This window comes from Pseudomonas sp. P110(2024) (assembly GCF_057480795.1).
In genome coordinates this window covers 423808-443820 of record NZ_JBLIYT010000002.1, presented here as the reverse complement: position 1 = coordinate 443820, position 20013 = coordinate 423808, and the positions used below count along the sequence as shown (strand labels likewise).

The 20013-nt window shown below is 56.5% G+C and carries 16 protein-coding genes, 1 tRNA gene and 1 pseudogene; 13 read left to right on the top strand and 5 right to left on the bottom strand.

What is annotated here, in order from left to right; translation table 11 throughout:
* Positions 1-2: 2 nt before the first annotated feature.
* The gene (locus tag AC25ND_RS04935; protein ID WP_486976144.1) at positions 3-1211 is read right to left on the bottom strand and encodes a type II secretion system F family protein; all 1209 of its coding nucleotides are present in this window, start codon (positions 1209-1211) and stop codon (positions 3-5) included.
* 227 nt (positions 1212-1438) lie between these two features.
* Here AC25ND_RS04935 and AC25ND_RS04930 point away from each other — a divergent pair, with 227 nt between their 5' ends.
* From AC25ND_RS04930 to AC25ND_RS04890, 9 genes are all read left to right on the top strand, one after another.
* On the top strand, positions 1439-1849 hold the full coding sequence (locus tag AC25ND_RS04930) for a pilin (RefSeq protein WP_062575174.1): 411 nt from the start codon (positions 1439-1441) through the stop codon (positions 1847-1849).
* Between the two features lie 58 nt (positions 1850-1907).
* Positions 1908-1983, top strand: a tRNA-Thr gene (locus AC25ND_RS04925).
* A 615-nt stretch (positions 1984-2598) separates the two neighbouring features.
* Positions 2599-4710, top strand: a complete 2112-nt coding sequence (locus tag AC25ND_RS04920) for an ATP-dependent nuclease (protein ID WP_486976143.1) — start codon at positions 2599-2601, stop codon at positions 4708-4710.
* Position 4711: 1 nt separating this feature from the next.
* Complete coding sequence (locus AC25ND_RS04915) at positions 4712-6550, top strand: UvrD-helicase domain-containing protein (RefSeq protein ID WP_486976142.1); 1839 nt, start codon at positions 4712-4714, stop codon at positions 6548-6550.
* A gap of 410 nt (positions 6551-6960) precedes the next feature.
* Positions 6961-7347 (top strand): hypothetical protein, encoded by a 387-nt coding sequence (locus AC25ND_RS04910; RefSeq protein WP_486976141.1) that lies wholly within the window; start codon positions 6961-6963, stop codon positions 7345-7347.
* Positions 7348-7731: 384 nt separating this feature from the next.
* Positions 7732-9678 carry an RNA-directed DNA polymerase gene (locus AC25ND_RS04905; RefSeq protein WP_486976140.1) on the top strand — a complete coding sequence of 649 codons (1947 nt, stop codon included), beginning with the start codon at positions 7732-7734 and terminating at the stop codon, positions 9676-9678.
* Between the two features lie 5 nt (positions 9679-9683).
* The gene (locus tag AC25ND_RS04900) at positions 9684-10607 is read left to right on the top strand and encodes a carbon-nitrogen hydrolase family protein (protein WP_486976139.1); all 924 of its coding nucleotides are present in this window, start codon (positions 9684-9686) and stop codon (positions 10605-10607) included.
* An 894-nt stretch (positions 10608-11501) separates the two neighbouring features.
* Positions 11502-11732 (top strand): hypothetical protein, encoded by a 231-nt coding sequence (locus tag AC25ND_RS04895; RefSeq protein WP_198745350.1) that lies wholly within the window; start codon positions 11502-11504, stop codon positions 11730-11732.
* Positions 11733-11890: 158 nt separating this feature from the next.
* A complete protein-coding gene (locus AC25ND_RS04890) occupies positions 11891-12859 on the top strand; it encodes a LysR family transcriptional regulator (RefSeq protein WP_486976138.1) in 969 nt (322 codons plus the stop codon).
* Between the two features lie 19 nt (positions 12860-12878).
* Here AC25ND_RS04890 and AC25ND_RS04885 read toward each other — a convergent pair whose 3' ends face one another.
* Positions 12879-13340 carry a Rid family hydrolase gene (locus AC25ND_RS04885; RefSeq protein ID WP_486976137.1) on the bottom strand — a complete coding sequence of 154 codons (462 nt, stop codon included), beginning with the start codon at positions 13338-13340 and terminating at the stop codon, positions 12879-12881.
* Positions 13341-13599: 259 nt separating this feature from the next.
* Between AC25ND_RS04885 and AC25ND_RS04880 the strand changes: the two genes are divergently transcribed.
* The 3 genes and pseudogenes from AC25ND_RS04880 to AC25ND_RS04870 all read left to right on the top strand — a co-directional run bounded on the left by AC25ND_RS04880 (position 13600) and on the right by AC25ND_RS04870 (position 15886).
* Positions 13600-14283 (top strand): hydrolase, encoded by a 684-nt coding sequence (locus AC25ND_RS04880; RefSeq protein ID WP_486976136.1) that lies wholly within the window; start codon positions 13600-13602, stop codon positions 14281-14283.
* 163 nt (positions 14284-14446) lie between these two features.
* Positions 14447-14833: pseudogene (locus AC25ND_RS04875) on the top strand (helix-turn-helix domain-containing protein).
* Between the two features lie 39 nt (positions 14834-14872).
* Positions 14873-15886, top strand: a complete 1014-nt coding sequence (locus AC25ND_RS04870) for an alpha/beta hydrolase (RefSeq protein WP_486976135.1) — start codon at positions 14873-14875, stop codon at positions 15884-15886.
* 431 nt (positions 15887-16317) lie between these two features.
* On the opposite strand, the gene AC25ND_RS04865 is transcribed toward AC25ND_RS04870, so the two are convergent.
* The 3 genes from AC25ND_RS04865 to AC25ND_RS04855 form a co-directional block, all read right to left on the bottom strand.
* On the bottom strand, positions 16318-16914 hold the full coding sequence (locus AC25ND_RS04865) for a transglycosylase SLT domain-containing protein (RefSeq protein ID WP_096049343.1): 597 nt from the start codon (positions 16912-16914) through the stop codon (positions 16318-16320).
* Between the two features lie 184 nt (positions 16915-17098).
* Positions 17099-17881: a hypothetical protein gene (locus tag AC25ND_RS04860; RefSeq protein WP_062363948.1), complete on the bottom strand. Its 783-nt coding sequence runs from the start codon at positions 17879-17881 to the stop codon at positions 17099-17101.
* A 125-nt stretch (positions 17882-18006) separates the two neighbouring features.
* Positions 18007-19047 (bottom strand): DMT family transporter, encoded by a 1041-nt coding sequence (locus tag AC25ND_RS04855; RefSeq protein ID WP_486976134.1) that lies wholly within the window; start codon positions 19045-19047, stop codon positions 18007-18009.
* Positions 19048-19246: 199 nt separating this feature from the next.
* On the opposite strand from AC25ND_RS04855, the gene AC25ND_RS04850 reads away from it, so the two are divergent.
* Positions 19247-20011 (top strand): carbon-nitrogen hydrolase family protein, encoded by a 765-nt coding sequence (locus AC25ND_RS04850; RefSeq protein ID WP_486976133.1) that lies wholly within the window; start codon positions 19247-19249, stop codon positions 20009-20011.
* Positions 20012-20013 lie beyond the last annotated feature (2 nt).

Here is a 20013-nt window from a genome sequence, read left to right as displayed (position 1 = left end):
ATTCAGATCAGGCTACCCAACTGTAAGATCGGCAAGTACATCGCCACGACAAGGCCCCCCACCAGCAGCCCGAGGATCAGCACGATGGCCGGCTCCAGCAGCGTGGTCAACTGCTCCAGCGCCTGGCTCACCTGCTCTTCGTAATGTAGCGCGGCCTTGTCCAGCATGGTGTCGAGGGTGCCGCTGGCCTCGCCGACTGCCACCAGCTGGCGCAGCAGCGGCGGGAACAGCCCCTCCGCCTCCATCGCCTGTTGCAGGCTCGCCCCATTGGCCACGCCCTGGCGCAACGCCAGGATCTCCCGCTCATGCAGGCAGTTACCACTGACCGGCGCCACCGTTGCCAGCGCATCCAGCAACGCCACGCCGGCTGTATAAGAAGTCGCCAGGCTGCGCGCAAACCGCGCCAACGCCGCCTGCCCGAGCAAGGTGCCAACCACCGGCACCCGCAGCCCCCAGCGCACCATCCACAGCCGTGCGGGCAGATGCCGCCGATAAACCTCCCGCCCGCCAACCCCCAACACAGTTATCAACAGCACCAGCCACCCCACGTGATTGCCCAGCCCTGTGGATAAATCGATCACCCACTGGGTGAACGCCGGCAGCGCCTTGTCGAAACTGGCAAACAGCCCCTGAAAGCGCGGCACCACCTCCAGCAACAACAACGCCGCCACCCCGAGCCCGGTCAGCAGCAACAACGCCGGATACAGCATCGCCATGCGCACCTTCTGCCGTAGCGCCTGGCGCTTCTCCAGCATCCCCGCCATCTGCTCCAGCTGCCGGTCCAGCGTGCCCGACTGCTCGCCCACCCGCACCAGGTTGCAGTACAGCGCATCGAACCACGCCGGGTGCCGCTGCAACGCCTCCGCCAGCCCAAGCCCCGCCGCCACATCCTGCTTCAACCGTGCCAGCAACGCCGCCATACCACTGTCCACCGTGCTACGCGCCATCACCTCGAACGCCTGCAACAACGGCACCCCCGCCGTCAGCAAGGTCGCCAGCTGCCGACTGAACCCCGGCGCATCCGCCTTGCCCGCCCGCTGCGGCCAGCGCCACTGCAACCCACCCGCCAACCTCACCCGCGTGGCCCGGATGCCCTGGCGTTGCAGCCACGCCTGCACGAACGCCGGGCTGCGCCCCGGTTGCTGGCCGTGTTGACGAGCGCCGGAGGCATCGATGCCCTCCCAGGCGTAGAGGCGGGTAGACGGTGGCATGCGAAGGTCCTTTGCAGTGCGGCGACAAGCCCCGTAACAGCTTGCCGGGCCCGAGGGCGGGCGCGTTTCCATGACGCTCACTAGAGTAGTTCAGCGAAGATGACGCCCTGCCGTGCAGGGGTGACAAAAGGTGTCGGTTCAGGCCTACTGCGCGCCTGCCGGCCGGGGCGCCGAAAAGATGAACATGCGCCGACCGCGCCTCCATGTATTACGAAGGAAGACCGTTCATGAAAGGGCAACGAGGTATCACCCTGATCGAACTGATGATCGTCGTCGCGATCATCGGCATCCTGGCGACCATCGCCATCCCCATGTACACCAACCACCAGGCCCGGGCCAAAGCCGCGGCGGCGCTGCTGGAAATCTCCGCGCTGAAAACGCCGATGGACATCCGCCTGAACGAAGGCAAGGACGTGCCCGACGTCGCCAGCCTCGGCGGCCAGCCCGCCACCGCCCATTGCGCGATCACCGCCAGCGGCACGGCGGCCGACGGCACCGCCAGCATCGCCTGCACCCTGGCCGACGCACCGGCCAATGTGCTGGGCAAGACCGTGACCCTGGCCCGCACCCAGGCAGGGTGGAGCTGCGTGACCACGGTGGAGGAAGACCTCGCGCCGAATGGCTGCAAGGCGCCGTGAAAGTGAGGTGAAACAGGGGTTTGCGTAACGAGCACGGCAATGGTACGTTGCGCAACACGCCGGTGTAGCTCAGTCGGTAGAGCAGCGCACTCGTAACGCGAAGGTCGCAGGTTCGATTCCTGTCTCCGGCACCAGATATCAAGAAGGCTTGCAATTATGCAGGCCTTTTTTGTGTCTCGAAAAAGGCGATAGGCCCAGGGCAAGCGAGCCGCCCGCTGAAACAAATTACCGAGTACCGGTGGTTTGACCTATCCAGGCAAATCTTCGAGAATGAGCACCGAGGACTGCAAACGCGCATATTTGGGCATGGCTTGCCAGTAATTGGCCCCCCGAATCCGGCAGCAGTGAAGCTGGCACTCACTGACGTAGGGACAGTCGATAGGCCCCACCATATGGCCGTTGATTTGACTGGGTTCTGACCTTAAGGATCGTAGATCCGGAAACTAAAGAATCGCAGCGACTACAGCCTCATTCACATCCGAAGGCGACCCCACAAGGGTCGCCTTTTCTTTTGCCCAATCGATCATGATCTCACCGACTTTGGTTCCTCGTGGGGTGGGGCGTCCGTTGTCACGGGATAGGCCCACCGATCTCCCTCGCGTGGTTCTGCGGCCGTTCAATAGCAACCGTACTCATCCCATTTGGTAAGGGGGGGGCACATAGCCGCTATGAGATAGGCTAGTATCTCAAGCTGACCCAGCAGAACCAGTTTCTGACTGCTCTCTCAATGAGCCAAGGAGAAGGATTTTATGAGAGTTAGCGGTATTTCCATCCAGAATTTCCGTCGGCTGGAAAATGTTCAAATTGACATTGAAGAGCGGGAATCCATTTTTGTTGGTCCCAACAACAGCGGCAAGACATCTGCCACCGCAGTATTTCGGTGCTTTCTAGGCGGGCGCGATTTCAAAATTCACGACTTCTCAGTCGCCCGAATGGCAGATTTTGAGGCGTTTGTTACTTCAGGCGATGCCGGACAGCTTCCCAAAATTAGTCTTGACCTGTGGTTCTCCATCGACCCTGAAAGCATCGCATTCGGAAGGGTTTTCACATTACTGCCAAAGCTTTCTGATTTCACACGCGTGGGTGTTCGGCTGTCTTATGAGATCGCTGACGCGAAGAAGTTACGCGAGCATTACGATGCCGCTTATCCACAGAAAAAGGAAGAAGGGGCTCGCGGCAAGACACTGACGCAATTCCTGGCGCTTGACGGAAATCTTGGACGATATTTTACGGTTTGCTACTCCTCTTTAGAGGAGAAGTTTACTCAGGAGGGGGAATTTTCTGAGACCCTAACTAGCCAGCTCGCTCCCGACGAAGGCAGACGGCTCTTGAAACATCTTATACGGGTAGAGTTCGTCGACGCGCAGCGCAACATAAACGATGACGATAACAGTCGTAGCAACCGGCTCTCGTCAGCTTTCGCCGCATTCTACCAGAAGAATCTTGAGCAAGTTGACCATGCCGCCGATGCACATAGCGTGATCGACGCTAACAACAAGCTACTAACCGATCACTACGCTAAGCAGTTTAATCCGCTGATCACGCTCATCAAGCACCTTGGCGTGCCATCGATTAATGATCGAGAACTACGGATTATCTCTTCGCTGAGCCCTGAAACTGCATTGCGCGGGAATACTGAGTTGCTATACGCCGACCCTAGTCGGCAGCATGAGTTACCTGAGCTTTACAATGGTCTTGGCTTCAAAAACCTAATTTACATGGCAATTCAGGCTAGACATTTCCATTCTCAATGGGTGACGACTGCCGAGAACAGGCCTCTATGTTTGATGATCTTTATTGAGGAGCCTGAGGTTCATCTACATGCACAGGTACAACAAACATTCATATCGAATATCTGGCAGGTGATCAACGATTCCGCCGAAGCGGTTGGCGAGCCTGGACTTGTACCACAACTCGTTGTTACTACCCACTCGTCCCATATCATGGAAACCGTAGATTTTGAAAAGGTTCGCTATTTTCAGCGTTGCCACAGCGAGGGCGAGACAGTAGCGACTGGGATTCGAAACGCGTCAGTGGTCCGCAGCCTTCGTACCTTTCAGCCTGAAGCGGAGACGATTGATGGCAAGATCGTTTCACCGCCTGAATCGTTGGCCTTCCTTAAACGCTATTTACGCCTGACACACTGTGATCTGTTCTTCGCTGACGCAGCCATTCTTGTTGAAGGAGCAGTCGAGAAGCTCTTAATGCCGTCCATGATCGAGCGTGCTGCGGAGCGGCTGCGGACTGTGTATCTTACAATCTTGGAGGTTGGCGGTGCCTATGCCCACCGCTTCGAGGGGCTACTAAGTTTCCTCCACATTCCATATCTTGTTATCACTGACCTTGATTCCGTGGTGCCCACCGGCTATCCCAGCGCCTGTCGAGCGGATGTTGTCGAAGCAAGAACCTCTAATGCTTCTCTTAAGAAGTTGTGCGGGCAGAGCACTATCGCCGGTCTGATCGCGTTGACTTCTGCTGATAAACAGCATGTTGTGAAGGACCGCTGCATTGCTTTTCAGACGGATATTTTAGTGATGGATGGCGCTGCTAGTAGAACGCTCCGTCCGCGCACTTTGGAGGAGGCGATCGCCTATGAGAATTTTGGACTGCTCCGGTCTGGCAAATTATCCATCGGCATTACCGTCCCAGATATTCTTGATGACGCTTATCAACACGTCTACGACCGAATTCGGTCCGATAGTTTCAAAAAAACTGACTTTGCCATGGAGATATTGGCCTGCACGGAAGAGTGGATCGTGCCTGGCTACATCGTGGAGGGACTGCGTTGGCTTGATGCGCGCTTATTATCACCAATTCCGACAGTTGTTAAGATAGAAGTTTCTGCCGCAGCGGGGCTATAGCATGGTTTCATGGGTAGAAAGCGAAGCGGATGTATTGGTCCGCAAATGTCTACATGACCGTCGCAGCTTCGCAATGATTGCTGGTGCGGGATCAGGTAAGACGAGTTCCTTGGTTGATGCCCTTAGCTGGGTTCGCGATCACGACGGAAGCACTCTGCGAAAAAATGGGCAGCATATTGCCTGTATCACCTTCACAAAGCGTGCAGTTGAGGTGATTAAGGCGCGGTTGGGGTTCGACGAACTTTACTTAGTCTCAACCCTCCACGGTTTTCTGTGGGGGCAGATCAGTCGGTTCCACGGAGATATTCGGCAGGCGCTGTGTGAAAGCCGTATACCGGCTCTTATAGAAAAGGCCAGAAAAGATGATAACGGGGGTATGAGTAAAAAGGCACAAAAAGCCCGTGCCAAAATAGAACGACTGACAGAGCAGCTTCCCTGTATCGAAAAGGTTGAGCGCTTTGAATATGCCGATACGAATTTTAGCGATTATGTCAAAGGACAGATCGGACACGATGATGTAATAGAGGTCGCAACCTACCTGTTCGCAAATAATGCTACTTTCAGACGGATCATCGGCCTTCGTTTCCCTTACATCTTCGTCGACGAGGCACAGGACACATTCGAGGGTATTGTCGTAGGGCTCAATCTCGTCTGCGCTGGCGCTGCGCTTCCCATGATCGGATATTTCGGTGATCCTTGGCAACAGATTTATGATCGGAGTACCGGGAATTTTACACCGCCAGATAGTGGCGAAGTCATAAAAAAAGCTGAGAATTTCCGTTGTTCAAAGAGTGTTATCCGACTTCTAAACGCTTACCGAGGAGACGTTGAGCAATATGCCGCTGGTGAAAACTCAACATCTGAAGGTAGTGTCGAGTTTTTGCTGGTTAAAGCGGAAGAGCCAACAGAACCTCGGAAACGCTATTCAGAAGAGCAGATTGAGCGGGCATTGGCCCGTATGGATACTGCACTCGAAGACTGGGGCTGGACAGGGCGCAGTGATGTCATCAGACTCTTCCTTGCACGCCAAATGATTGCGCGGCGGCTTGGCTTCGCTGATCTCAATCATCTCTTTACTGGCGACTATGCATCTTCTCGCGCGCAAGATGCTTTTGAGGAGGGGGAGCATTTCCTTCTCAAACCATTTATTTCGACGATATGCCCTCTTATTGTCGCTCAACGCCAAGGTGACGAAAGAAAGATTATAGATCTACTTCGTCGCGATAGCCCCGCTTTCGCGAGCAATGGGTTAAACGCAGAAAAGTCACTAAAATTTATGGTTGAGACTTCAAAAAAATTAGTTGGTCAGTTACAGGATATTTGGGATGTCGAAACAATCGGAACGATCCTTCGCTTTTGTATCGAGAATCAGATAATTTTGCCTTCCGAAAGACTGCGCGAGCATCTTGAACGCGCTCCTCGAGTTGAGCCGTTTGATGAGGGTGTTCACGCCCTTGACAAAGGAGATTGGTTAGCGGATTCGCTGTTCAAAATGACGCCAGGAGCGATCTCCTGCTATGCTGAATATCTTAATAATAATACGGCCTATAGTACTCAGCATGGGGTCAAGGGCGAGCAATACGCAAAAGTATTGGTCGTCTATGACGATGTAGAGGCCGCCTGGAATCAGTACAGTTTTAGCAAGACTCTTACTCCGCTTACTTCCGGTGAACCCTCCGATCGCCAGCGCTATTTAACTCAAAAGCTCGCGTATGTCTCATTCTCTCGTGCGCAGGAGGATTTGCGCGTTGTCCTGTTCACAGATGATCCGGAAGGGGCACGAACTGAACTAGTTAAGAATAAGTTGCTAGTGCCTGAGCAAATCCGAATCATGACTTGATTTTTGTTTTTATCTTTCGCCAAAGCATGGCTCAAGCCGATACGAGCCGCGCCTTTCTGAGAGGTTGACTATTATGTTGGAATGGGGGGGCTAATGGCGATGAGTACTAGGGCTCTCAGGAAATAGAAAGTCTTATGACGGGGTACTGCACGCATAGGAGGTGCTTTGATAGGTATCCTAAAGTAAGCCAGTAAGCCTCTTGGTGAACATAGAGTGCTCAGGTCGAATTGGTATAAGGTGTAATCAAAGGGGGGGATTTATTTTTGTGATACTTGTTGATGAAGCATAAATTTTTGGCCTGTCTCGCGTCAAGGGACGTCAAGAGGCGATACTCGAATGGTCCTCGAGAAGGTTGTGATGTTCTCTCGAGCCTACGGTAACCCCTTTTTCTCTTTTTTCTAGGAGCTTGTATGAAGCAAAGTGATGCGAGGACGTTAACCCTCGTTGTTAAGGCGGAATCTGACGTTCATCTGCACCATCTGCTAGAGATGGCACTGTTCGAGTTGAGGGAGTCACAAAAGGATGCGAAGGACTTTTTTGAGGAGCTCGGCTCAACCAAACGATTTGAAACCGAAGGAACAATGGGGGGGTACAAGCTCGACTATACGTATGGCGGTGAAGAGCTTGTCACGGTAAGAAATCAATTAGTCAGTGAAGGATATGAGCTAACTCATCGGGCGGGCGTATTTAACAACGATGCGGTCTATACTCATCAGGACGGAAAGTCGGTAAGGTTGTTGAACGTAAATACCTTGGAAGTTAAGGATCACGATCCAGAAAAACCGTTGCCTTTTTAGGGTCTGCACCTAATCAAGGTGTGCTTTCGGTAATTGCTTTTTTATACCAAGGGGTTAAGTGCTAACGCCATTTGTTACGGTATAGGTGCCGCAAAAATCTACCCCTGCCAGGAACGGTTAATGCTTTTCATCGCTCGATGTAGGCTGGGTACGCCAGAATTAAGCGACCTGGTCAGGTAACGTAAGGGACGGACTTGCTTATTGCAACTCAGGGGGAAGTGAAAACGCTATAAAATAAACCTGTGCACTTTTGCGAACACAGAATGGGCCGTCCATTATGTCCATTCCCGATGGGAACTGCATAGCTACGTCGAAAGTCGTCTTAAGCTGGCAATTGTTGCCCCTCGAACAAATCAGCTCCTGCTTTGAGTGAGACCTAATTAAATGCGTGTGAGTGAAGAACAAGTCCAACTTGCCTATCGGAAGCTGAAAAGCCTTGTCTATTTTGACAAAACAGACCTCAGGTTACGTGTTAGGCTTGCAGCCTTTGAATGCGGTAAAGATTTCGACAAAAAACTTGCTGCCGTCCATAAGGTAGTAAACGCGACCGAGCCATCCTCTTCTTCAAAGTTTCAAAGTTGGCTGAAAGACGTCAAATATCGATTAGTGCCAAAGAAGCTCAAGCCGGCTCCACAAGACCTACCCGATCCGCAAACCCGAAAAGGGCGATTTATCACTAACGTCACGACCGCGCCGACCATCGACGTTGATACAGTTAATTTTTTCTTCGATGGGCCGATTGAACTCCATCTCATCGCAGTCCTTTGGATTATGCTCGAAGGGCGGTTTCTGGATGAGGCGCTAAATGATGATTGCTTCGGATCACGGTTGTCGAACCACCTTAGTAATGAGGAGGACGATTCTCTAGCGATTTTCACTAAATACCACGAGCAATATTCGCGGTGGCGCGACACCGCTATTCGTAAAGCCAAGCAGCTACTAATAGATGAACGGCGGAACGTAGCCATCTTGGGCCTTGATGTGCAGGAGTATTACTACAGGGTTAATATTGATTTTGATGAGGTTAGCTCCTCCATTGAAACCGCGCGCAGCAATTTATTAAGAAATAAAAATAAGATTAGGCCACTTCTGTCGTGCATTCAAGCTATAGGTGAGTCCTATCGTAAATGCATTTCTCCTGTGTTAAGCCGAACGCATCCAAATATTGCTGATAATGTAGTTGGGCTTCCTATTGGACTTTGTTCTTCCCTCATTCTTGCCAACTGGTATTTGCAGAGTTTTGACTCTGCGGTAATGAGAGAGGTTCGCCCAGCTTATTACGGTCGATATGTTGACGACATACTGCTGGTTGTACCTCTACCCTCTGACCCATCTGATAATAACGAAAATCCGGTCGCTGCCTTTATTGAAAGCTTGCTTGTTAATACCGGCGTTCTCCGCGAGTCCGCAGAAAGCACGTATGAAATTTGCGTGCGCCCAGGACTTATACTTCAACAGTCAAAATGTATATTGCAATACTTTGATGCGCGTCATTCGATTGCAGGCTTAGAAAAATTTCAAAAAAAACTTGAACAGAATGGAAGCGATTTTTTGCTACTTCCAATAGATGAGGCTGATAATTCCATGGGGGATGTAGCCTATGAGCTACTTTATGAGGGTTCAACCAATAAGTTCAGAAATGTTAAGAGTGTATCTGAAAACCGTTATGAGCTTGCTAAGCATTTGGCAAAGCAGGCTATCCTTTATTTAATGACGGACGAACCACCTGATAGAAAAGTTACTCTAGGGCTTAATAGGTTTTTTAAAGGTCGCAGCGCAATCGAGTTTTTTGACTTGTGGGAGCGTGTTCTCACGCTGCTCGGAATCGCAAATGATAGAGTCACCTTCAATGCCTTCAGCAAGCAACTGAGGGGTGAGATTTCGCGAGTACGCACGGACGACGTAATAGTTACTAAGCAGCTAATAGCTGATCTCAAAATACATCTTGAACTTTCAACGGCTATGGCCGACGCAGTCAGTGCGGAGGATGTCGGCCTCTCTGAATTTATTGACGAGGTCCACTCAGAGTCACTGCGCGGTGCGAATCTACTGCGGCACCATTTTGTTCGCAGGCCGCTACTAAATTTCACGACTTACAAAGGGCCGCTTAGCGACCGGGCTACAAAGCTATCAGTAAAGTTAGATCAACGTAAGGTTAAGTACTCTCCTAGGTTCGTCAATTTCGACGAATGCATGCTGTTGGTATATAGTGGGGTTCTCCCGGGTAGCACAAAGACAGTCTTTGATCAGGCATCAAGAATTTTTGAAGCAATCAACGGACATCCTGTTGCTGGCGTGAGTTGGACAGCACCTATGAGTATTGAGGGTTAATCGCCATGGCAAATTTTGAAACGGTCGTCATTGGTGCAGATTCCGCTAACTTACACGGTGCCATTCAAATTGCACTGGCAAATATCCCGGTTATCAATGCGAATATTGAGTCTAGCTTTCTAGGTAGTCCGAATCTTAGTCGCGAAAGATTGAAATCTTTTAATAAGCTCCTTAACGATTTGTCACGCTACCGAGGTAAAGGTAACCGTCAAATTGATCTCGTAATTTTTCCAGAGGTGAGCGTTCCGTATGCTTGGGAATCCATGTTGGTGGCGTGGGCTCGCAAACACCGGATTGGAGTCGTATGTGGGCTTGAGCATCAAATCGATACAAGGGGGAAAGCGTTAAACCAAGTCTTGGCTGCTCTACCTTATCAGACGGTTTCGGGTCACTGGGCTTGTATACCTATTCGGAGGTTAAAGCGATTTTATTCGCCGGAAGAAGAGTTCATCCTACTTAATGAAGGGCTGAAAATTCCTGTCAGGAAGGAGCCATACCATCTCTTCAGATGGCGAGGTGCAAGCTTTACGATATATAACTGCTTTGAGCTAGCCTCAATCGAGGACAGGTCTTTATTCAAAGGCAAGGTTGACTTCGTTGTTGCGTCTGAATTTAATCGAGACGTCAACTACTTCTCCAACGTTGTTGAGTCGGCAGCTCGGGACCTACACTGTTATGTTGTACAGGTTAACGATTCGAGCTACGGTGACTCCAGAGTGGTTAGTCCCTCAAGTTCAGAAATAATGAACCCATTAAGAATCAAAGGAGGAGATAACTTAACTTTTCTTACGATGAACTTGGATTTGGCCGCATTAAGAACGCATCAGCGCAAAGGTTACGGTTTGCAGAAGGCGTCGAAGGGGTTCAAGCCCACTCCCCCTGGTTTTCCTATAGATGAGGTCCATACACGTATTAACCTTGGCAAATAGACGATAGCCCCACGATATGCAGCCTGTGACTATTAATGCTTCAGGCGGAGGGCCGGAGTATTTTGCAGAAGGTGATGAGTAAAATCACACCAGGCATCGCCTGCAGGCAGACGCACATTTCCGCTATTAACCGTAAGCTGCCCTTCTTAGGGGCAGCGTTGGGTCGTTTTTTGCCGCTCCTAACGTAGCATGTGAAGCGGGTGGGCGTAGCTCTTACTGGAGCTTCCGCAAATTCCGATTCGATTCTACTGAAAGCCATAACTAGCTGATTTTTTATAGATACCCTATGAGGTACACCCAAAATTCCAGCCTCGCAAGAACCGGGCCCTCACGACCAATGACCGTCGGTCTGTCTCCGCACTGTCCGGCTCCCTCCAATTTAGCTTCATGTGGTGAGGCTGGGCTTGTCTCGTGACAGGCCCACTGACCATTCTCTACGATGTAGGCAATTTCTCGCAGCTTCCATTGCCTTTTCCCTGCCGTCCTAAGCTTGCATTAGCAGCCCCCAAGGAATAAATTCCCTCCGTCGCGGCCACTTCCGCGACCGGGTTTGGCGACCCGACCGAAAAAGGCGCAACGGCGCCCCGACCACGATTGCAGGCGCTTTTTTTGCGTCCGCAGTTTCGTGTAATGGCGGCTGTGCGTGGGAGACCCTCGGGTCTGCCGGGTTCCTTTTCCTCGGTTCGCCAACCTGCGTACAGCTGCCACCCTATTCGTTTGGCGACGATGGTGTGGTGCTTCAATCGAAAAGGACCTCATGCATGCATTTCGCAAATCTGTACAGGATCCTCGCATCCGCTCTCCGCCGCCCAACCCCCGCGGCCACCCCATCCCCAACCTTCTACCCGATCGACAGCCACTCCCTCGCCACCCGCGCCAACCGGGAGGTGCCCCATGTCTGACCATGAACGCCTGTCCACCCTCCAGAGCTACGTCTGGACCCTCGAACTGCTCGGCGAGGCGCTGGTCCAGCACGACGAGGTACTGGAGTGCGAGCACAACCCGCAACTGAGCTTCCGCAACACAGCGGGCATCCATCAGGCGATCCGGATCATCAGCCGGTTGGCCAGCGAGCAGTTCGGCAAGCTGGAGGCGATGAAAGAAGAGTGTGTTTCTAGAGACTGATGCCGCGCATCATCGGGGCCGCTTTGCGGCCCTATTGCGTGTGCCCTGATCGGGCGCCACTTGCACCGCCCGGCTTTCAACCAATCGCCAGAACAATATGGCTGCTTCACCCACCCCCATCTCGTATCATCAGCGCCTTCGCATCCGGAACGAACTGTGTGAAATCGCCAACTGGTAAAGCGCCAACTGCCGCTGATGGGCCGAAGTGGGACGTCGCCGAGGCTGTCAATCAGCTCTCGTGGGACGACTTGCGCATCATCAAGACGCTCAGTGATTGCGGCAATCGTGCGGCGACGGCCAAGAAGCTTGGCATCAATGTCTCCACCGTTTCGCGCCGGGTTGCCCAGGTCGAGCGAACGCTCGGCATCGCGCTGTTCGACCACCGCAAATCAGGCTATCTGCTCACCGCCGAGGGCGCTGAATTGCGAGCACTCGCCGAGCGTGTGGAGCTGGATATCGTCAGCGTCACGCGGCGTGTTTCACGTTCAGGCCAAGGCCCCCTGGGGAAACTTCGCATTACCACCAGCGACTCGCTGCTGCTGTACTTCTTCACCCCCATCATCGCGGACTTCAAGGCCCTGAACGAGGGGATCAGCCTCGAGGTGCTGGTGGGCAATGAAACCCTCAGCCTCGCCCGGGATGAATCGGATATCGCCATTCGCGCGACAAGAAAACCTGCGGAAAGCCTGGTGGGCCGTAAACTGGCGAACATTGCCTGGGCACCTTACTGCAGCGCCAAGCAGGTGACTGGCGAGCCCCTGTTCGAAGAGGGGCAGGCATGGGTGTCCTACTCGGCAGCGCTCAGCGGTTTGAGGGCGACCAGTTATGTCGAAAGCAGGGTCGCCGCTGAGCGCATTGCCTACCGCACCGATTCTGTTGCAGCCGCAAGCGTCGCCATCGCGGCGGGCCTGGGGTATGGATTCCTGCCCTGCATGCTGGGCGACATCACCCCGGGGTTGGTACGCGCAGGCCCGGTGGTGCCAGAGCTTCAGGACGAGTTGTGGCTGCTGACGCACCAGGACATTCGCAAGTCGTGGCGCGTCAAAGCATTCATGACTTTCTGCGCCGCTGCCGTGGCCAGTCAAAAGCCCTTGGTCGAGGGGCAGTTGGTACTCCCGGTCAGCTGATCGCAACCGGGAGTGCAGCTTAGATGTCCCGGGCGCCAATCACGGCCTTGCAGGCGATCTCGATCAATTGCGGGCGCTGGGCAAGCCTCGACACCCCAATGATATTGCTCGCGCACTGAGGCCGCTCAGTGCCATAGGCCGCCTTGCGCACTTTGCCGACCACCGCGAAGGCAGCGTCCATGTCCAGGACATAGAGCGTTTCCTCGACAACGTCTTGCAGCGTCGCGCCATACAAGGCGAGCAGCTTTGAGATGTTGTCGTAGGCGACCTGCATCTGCTCGCCCATCGACGAGAAATCACTGGGCTTGCCGTCGGCGTTCAGCGGCGCCGGGGCCAGCAGATTGCCGGCCTCGTCATGATTGAACTGGCCTGAAACGTAGATCTCGTTGCCTACCCGCCGTGCCTGCGGATAGCCATACGCCTCCTCCCAGGCAACGCCCCAGTAGGCGGTCTGCGTATTGAACGGTTGTGAAGCTGCCATTGCATTCTCCTGCACATGACGGACCGGCTTGATCCGAATGGAACGGCGAATGCTAGCAGCGCGGTCGCGTATGCAATGGCGCAAAAATGAGACGGTAGAGGCGCAAAAGTGCGCCACCGAGAGGCGCTTTGTTTCGTTATCTTTTGCTCGTCCTCAAGCAACGACGCTGAGGCGAGCACTCGTGGCTACGGTGATGCCCGCAACGTGCAGGCCCCGAAACGGGTGCGATCGAACTTCATCAAATTGAAAGGAAACAACAATGAGCAATCCTAAGACTGAAGTCCTGACCCCGTTCAACAGCCAGCTGATCTTCATCGATCAGCAGCCGCAGATGGCCTTCGGCGTTCAGAGCATCGACCGGCAAACGCTGAAGAACAACACCGTTGGCCTGGCCAAGGCCGCGAAGATTTTCAATATCCCCACCACCTTCACCACGGTCGAGACGCAAAGCTTCTCGGGCCACACCTACCCCGAGCTGCTCGCGGTGTTCCCGGACGCCCCGCTGCTGGAGCGCACCTCGATGAACTCCTGGGATGACCAGAAGGTGCGTGACGCCCTCAAGCGCAATGGCCGCAACAAGATCATCGTTTCCGGCTTGTGGACCGAGGTCTGCAACGCCACCTTCGCCCTGTCGGCCATTAACGATGCCGGCTATGAAATCTACATGGTCGCCGACGCCTCCGGCGGCACCACCAAGGAAGCCCACGATTACGCCATGCAGCGCATGATCCAGGCCGGCGTGGTGCCGGTGACCTGGCAGCAGGTGCTGCTGGAATGGCAGCGGGACTGGAAGAACCGCGACACCTATGACGCCGTGATGGAGCTGGTCAAGGAACACTCCGGTGCCTATGGCATGGGCGTCGACTACGCCTACACCATGGTGCACAAGGCGCCTGAGCGCGTTCAGCATGGCCCCACCCTGGCGCCTGTCGCTGCTGTCTGAGCCTTTGCCAGCCCCTGCCTTGGGGGCTGTTCACTGACGTGCGAAGGGTGCGCAGTGGGCTGATCCGAATCAACGAGCCTGGCCTGGACCCTCTGGGGTTTCCAGCGCCGAGTGCTGTTCGCGTCAGGCGCTCGCATCCTGCTACCTGGATTGATGGGTGTGTATGAACAAGGACAACTCTACCGTGCTGGCGACGCTGACACTGGCTTCGACTGGGCAGCTCAAATCCTGGCAGTTGAGAACGGCCACACAGCTGATGCTGGACAGGCTGGATACCTGCCTATCGGTGACTGAAATCGCCCAAGCGTGCGCATTGTCGCGCAGCCACTTCTCACGCATGTTCAAGGAAAGTACCCGGATGTCGCCGCAATAATGGCTGCGTGAACAGCGGGTGATGAAGAGCAGGGAGCTATTGAAGACTTCCACGATGTTGCTCGCAGAGATCGCGCTGGAATGCGGCTTCTGCGATCAATCTCACTTCTGCCGCACCTTCGTGAAGGCTGAAGGCATGACACCAAAGGCTTGGCAGCAACAAGCCATCTGCACGTGACCATCTGACTACTGCCTCAACAGAAACAGGGGAAATGAATTGAACGTTTTGACCAAAACACTCGCGGGCTCGCTCCTTGCCTTGTCGATCGGTAACGCATTCGCCGACGCTGGCGTCGAGCACAACACCCAGGCATTCCTCGATGCCTTGAACGCGGGCGGTGGCACACCCATCGAGCAGCTTTCGCCGAAGGATGCCCGCGCGGTGCTAAGCGGCGCCCAGGCCGGGGTGAAACTGACGCTGCCCAAGGCGGATGTCAGCGAGAAGACCATCACCGTCGATGGCCAGGCCATCCGCTTGACCATCGTGCGCCCGGCGGGTGTGAAGGGGACCTTGCCGGTGTTCATGTACTTCCACGGCGGCGGCTGGGTGCTCGGCGACTTCCCGACCCATGAGCGCCTGGTGCGCGACCTGGTCGTCGGGTCCGGGGCGGTGGCGGTGTTCGTCAACTACACCCCGTCCCCAGAGGCGCACTACCCGACGGCGATCAACCAGGCCTACGCGGCAACCCGATGGGTGGCCGAGCACGGCAAGGACATCAATGTCGACGGCAAGCGCCTGGCGGTCGCGGGCAACAGTGTCGGCGGCAACATGGCGGCGGTGGTCAGCCTGATGGCCAAGGACAAAGGCACCCCGGCCATCAAGTACCAGGTGCTGCTGTGGCCGGTGACCGACGCCAACTTCGAGACCGCGTCGTACAACCAGTACGCCGAGGGGCACTTCCTCACCCGCAACATGATGAAGTGGTTCTGGGACAACTACACCACCGACCCCGAGCAACGTGCCGAGATCTACGCCTCGCCGCTGCGCGCGACCACCGAGCAGTTGAAAGGCCTGCCGCCAGCGCTGGTGCAGACCGCGAGTGCCGATGTGCTGCGTGATGAAGGGGAAGCCTATGCGCGCAAGCTGGACCAAGCCGGCGTGCCGGTCACGGCGGTGCGCTACAACGGCATGATCCATGACTATGGCTTGCTGAACGTGGTCAGCCAGGTGCCGGCGGTACGTTCTGCGATGCTGCAGGCTGGCGAGGCGCTGAAAGTGCATTTGAAGTGAGCCCACCCAAGCCCGCAGGTGGATGCCATGAACGGGCGATCAATGCGGGAAACGAAAAGCTGCCAGTCAGTTAGCGCTTCATCGCACTTTTTGGGGCTGCTTTGCAGCCCTTCGCGGGTAAACCCGCTTCCACAAGTACAGTGCTCGATTCAGGGGCTGCGCGATCCTGTGGGAGCGGCCTTGCGTCGCGAAAGGGGCGCGCAGCGGCCCCAGGTTTTGAGCCACCATCAACATTGCCGGGGCTGCTGTGCAGCCCTTTCGCGACGCAAGGCCGCTCCCACAGGGACGGCGCTGGTTTGAGATTCTGCGTAGTCCTGTGGGGCGGTGCGCCGATGCTATTTGCCCGCGAAGGGCTGCAAAGCAGCCTCGTTATTGGCGATGAAGCGCTAACTGAGCAGGCCAATATTTTCAAAGCACACCTGCGTCAGGCCCTACCAGAACCACCCACCCCGCGCGAGCTCCTGCTCGCAACTCCGATACTGCGCCCCGAACACCGAAGCCCGCGCCTGGACCTTCTGCGAGACGTTCTTCAGCCACGGCTTGGCGTCGTAGCTGCGGTTGCGGTAGCCGCCCCAGCCTTCGTGGTAATTCAGGTACTGCCCATAGGCGTCCCACTTGGACACGCCGTTGACCTGCTGGCTCTTCTGCATGTACCAGCCCATGAAGTCGATCGCGTCGGCGAAGTCGTCGCGGGCGGCGCCCCAGCCGCCGGCATCGCGCTTGTAGTCGGCCCAGGTCTCGTCCTTGGCCTGGGCGTAGCCGTAGGCAGTGCTGACCCGGCCCCAGGGGATGAAGCCGAGGAAGTAGTAGCGCGGCGGCAGGGCGTCGTGCTTGAACGAGGACTCCTGGTACATCATCGCCATCGGCACCTGCACCGGCGCACCCCAGCGCGCCTGCATCTTCAGCGCCGCCTCGTGCCATTTCGGCTTCTCGCGGAAGATCTCGCAGAGGTTGTCGGGGTTGGCGGGCGGCTTGGTGGCGCAGCCGGCAAGCAGCAGGAGCAGGGCTGGCATCAAGGGCCGAAGCATGACGGGGTTCCTTTTGCGGACGTTGGGGGCGCGGGTTGCTGGTGTATCTACCAGGTGATCATCTGGGCTGTGAGCTTGGGTGATTACGGGTCACAAAGCGGGTTCACAACCTCGGATCGCCGGGGCCGCTTTGCGGCCCTTTCGCGACACAAGGCCGCTTCTACAGGTGGGCGATGCAAGGCCGTTAGCGGGCGGTTGCCTGCTCGATCAGCAATTGCCAGTTGCGAGCTTCCTGCCAGTCATCGGCAAAGGGCAGCTGAATCCAGTAGGGATGCTGGCCGGCGCTCTGCAATTGCACGTGCAGGGTGAAGGTGCGCACGGTGTCGTGGGTGGTGGTCGAGGTGGAGCGGGACTTGCCGCCGCCGATCATGCCGAACTGATTGTTGAACGCGTAGACGTTGCGCCAGCCGTGCTTGGTGGTGGTCTGGGTGGTGCTGCGGGTGACGGCCTGTTCGTCCACGCGCACTTGCTTGACCACGCGTGGCGCGTCCATCAGCGCATGGCGCTCGCCGACCTCCGGGGCCAGCACATACAGCATGTGGCTGTCGGGGAACACCGCCAGCATGCGCCCGCCGCGGTAGACCCAGCGATACGCCCCCAAGGCCTTGCTGGCCAGGAACGCCTTGCCTTCTTCCATCCGTGCCGCATCGAGCGTGCGATAGGCCTTGTCCAGTGCGCGCTGGCGCGGGTACCACAGCACCGACACCGGGTAGTACAGCAGCCACAACAGGCACCAGATCAACACGGCATAGATTGGCCCACCGATGTAATGGCCCTGCCAGATCCACTTGAGCATCAGGTAGCCGCAGTAGGCTGCCTGGATGCACATGAATACCAGGGTGACCTGGCGTCTGCGCTGCAGCAGCTGGATTTCAGCCTGCCGTACCTGCTCAAGGGCATGGTTGAGCGGCTCGAGCGCGGCAGTGAAGGTGGTATCGGCGGCGGCAACGTGTTGCTGAACTGACATAGGGCATCCTGCACATGAAGGCTACGCGCCACTCTGGGCGCGACGGGGCGGGAGTATACCTTGGGTGAAACGCAGGGTTCGAGCCGGGGCGGGTGAGCAATGCCAGTCCTGTATTTTCTGCCCGGTCAGTGCCTATGCCGATGATGAACATCCGGAAAATGCGCATGGCTATGTCGAATCGGCGCATGCACATGCGGGTGGCTGTGCGGCTCGGTGCCGTCCCACTCGAAGTCATGCTCATGCTGATGGTGCTCGTCGTGCGTATGCCGGTGGTTATGATCGAGGGGCTCATGCTGGTGTTCGTGAACATGATTCTCCATCAGGTGAATCCACACACCCAAGGCCATCAACGCCGCGGCGAGCAGAAACATCACGGACACCGACTCACCCAGCATCAGGATCGCGACCGCCGCGCCCAGGAACGGCGCTGTGGAAAAGTACGCCCCGGTACGCGCGCTCCCCAACCCGCGAAGGGCCAGGACGAACAGCACCAGGCTGACGCCATACCCAAGAAACCCAACCAGCAGGATCGACCCCAGCGTGCCCAGGGCCGGCAGTTGCGAGCCGATGGCCAAGGCCAGGCCGCCATTGACCACGCCCGCCGCCAGGCCTTTGCTGCCGGCGATGAACAACGCATCCGAGGCGGAGACCTTGCGGGTCAGGTTGTTGTCGATCGCCCAGCAAAGGCAGGCGAATGCCACCGCCAGCGGCCCGGTCCAGTCATGGTCCATCGCGGTCTCTTGCGGCCATGACAGCACGATACCGCCCAGGACGATGGCGACCATGCCGATCACGATCCGGCGGTCGGCGTTTTCCTTGAACACCACCCATGCCAGCACTGCCGTGAGGACCGACTCGAGATTGAGCATCAACGATGCAGTGGCCCCCGCTGTGCGAGTGAGCCCGAACATCAGCGCCACAGGCGCAAGCACGCCGCCAAAGAAGATCGCACCTAGCAACCAGGGCCATTCTCCGGCAGGCAGCCGGGGCCGCTGCCAACCGCGATCGCGCACCAGACGGACGAGTGTCAGGCCGACGCCGCTGCCCAGGTAGAGCAGCCCCGCCAGCAGGATGGGTGGGGTATCGACACCCAACAGTTTGGCTAGCGGTGTGCTTGCGCCAAACAGTGCGGCTGCAACCAACGCGTAGAGAACACTCAGATTCATGATGGGGCCGCCCTGTCAGGCTGATTGCGTGCAGGAGAGCATCATAGCCTTTCTGCACAAGGGCTGGCGCCACGCTGTGGGGGCAGTGGGAGAGCCATCGCGGGGCAAGCCCGCTCCCACGTTGATCCTATCGTCGATGTAACAGTTGTCTTCTGGGTGGTAGCCGAGCAGAGTCCACTTACCTTGTCAGGAGACGCCCATGCCACCAGCCGTTTTTGCCGCCGCCCAATGCGCCATTGGTGATGGCGACCTCCCCGCCAACCTGGCCTTGCACCTGGCGTCCATGCGCCAGGCCCATGAGCATGGCGTGGACCTGTTGCTCTTCCCCGAACTGTCGCTCACGGGCTATGCCCCCGCGTTGGCCAGTGGCCTGGCGCAGGACCTGGACACGCCGCTGCTGGCGCCACTGCGCCAGCTTGCCCAGGAAGCGGGCATGACCACGGTGGTCGGGATGCCGCTCACGGTACCGGGCCAGGACAAGCCGCGAATTGCGGCCTGCATCCTCCACCCGGATGGCTCGATTGCGGCCTATACCAAGCAGCACCTGCATACCGGCGAGGACGCGTTCTTCAGTGCGGGGAGCGGCGGTGAGTTGTTGTCCGTTTCCGGGCTGTCCGTGGCCTTGTCGGTGTGCGCCGATTTCAGCCATCCGCAGCATGCCGCCCAGGCGGCGCAGCGCGGCGCGCAGGTGTATGCGACAGGTGTGCTGATCGGGGAGGGTGGGTATCCGGCGGATAGCGCATTGCTGCAGGGTTATGCGCAGCGGCATGCCATGGCCGTGCTTATGGCCAACCATGGCGGCACCACGGGTGGCTGGGCGGCGGCTGGGCGCAGCGCGTTCTGGGACGAGCAGGGGCGGTGTGTCGTGGCTGCTTCAGCTACCGGGAATCGGCTGTTGGTTGTATCCGGTCAGGCTGGGGAGTGGCAGGGAGTGGAGGTTTCACTGGCTCAGCACGCAGGCTGATC

Coding starts and splice junctions, on each gene's coding strand:
- AC25ND_RS04920 (WP_486976143.1), top strand. CDS start 2,599: ATGAGAGTTAGCGGTATTTCCATCCAGAATTTCCGTCGGCTGGAAAAT.
- AC25ND_RS04880 (WP_486976136.1), top strand. CDS start 13,600: ATGAGCAATCCTAAGACTGAAGTCCTGACCCCGTTCAACAGCCAGCTG.
- AC25ND_RS04910 (WP_486976141.1), top strand. CDS start 6,961: ATGAAGCAAAGTGATGCGAGGACGTTAACCCTCGTTGTTAAGGCGGAA.
- AC25ND_RS04930 (WP_062575174.1), top strand. CDS start 1,439: ATGAAAGGGCAACGAGGTATCACCCTGATCGAACTGATGATCGTCGTC.
- AC25ND_RS04850 (WP_486976133.1), top strand. CDS start 19,247: ATGCCACCAGCCGTTTTTGCCGCCGCCCAATGCGCCATTGGTGATGGC.
- AC25ND_RS04860 (WP_062363948.1), bottom strand. CDS start 17,881: ATGTCAGTTCAGCAACACGTTGCCGCCGCCGATACCACCTTCACTGCC.
- AC25ND_RS04905 (WP_486976140.1), top strand. CDS start 7,732: ATGCGTGTGAGTGAAGAACAAGTCCAACTTGCCTATCGGAAGCTGAAA.
- AC25ND_RS04885 (WP_486976137.1), bottom strand. CDS start 13,340: ATGGCAGCTTCACAACCGTTCAATACGCAGACCGCCTACTGGGGCGTT.
- AC25ND_RS04865 (WP_096049343.1), bottom strand. CDS start 16,914: ATGCTTCGGCCCTTGATGCCAGCCCTGCTCCTGCTGCTTGCCGGCTGC.
- AC25ND_RS04915 (WP_486976142.1), top strand. CDS start 4,712: ATGGTTTCATGGGTAGAAAGCGAAGCGGATGTATTGGTCCGCAAATGT.
- AC25ND_RS04855 (WP_486976134.1), bottom strand. CDS start 19,047: ATGAATCTGAGTGTTCTCTACGCGTTGGTTGCAGCCGCACTGTTTGGC.
- AC25ND_RS04900 (WP_486976139.1), top strand. CDS start 9,684: ATGGCAAATTTTGAAACGGTCGTCATTGGTGCAGATTCCGCTAACTTA.
- AC25ND_RS04935 (WP_486976144.1), bottom strand. CDS start 1,211: ATGCCACCGTCTACCCGCCTCTACGCCTGGGAGGGCATCGATGCCTCC.
- AC25ND_RS04895 (WP_198745350.1), top strand. CDS start 11,502: ATGTCTGACCATGAACGCCTGTCCACCCTCCAGAGCTACGTCTGGACC.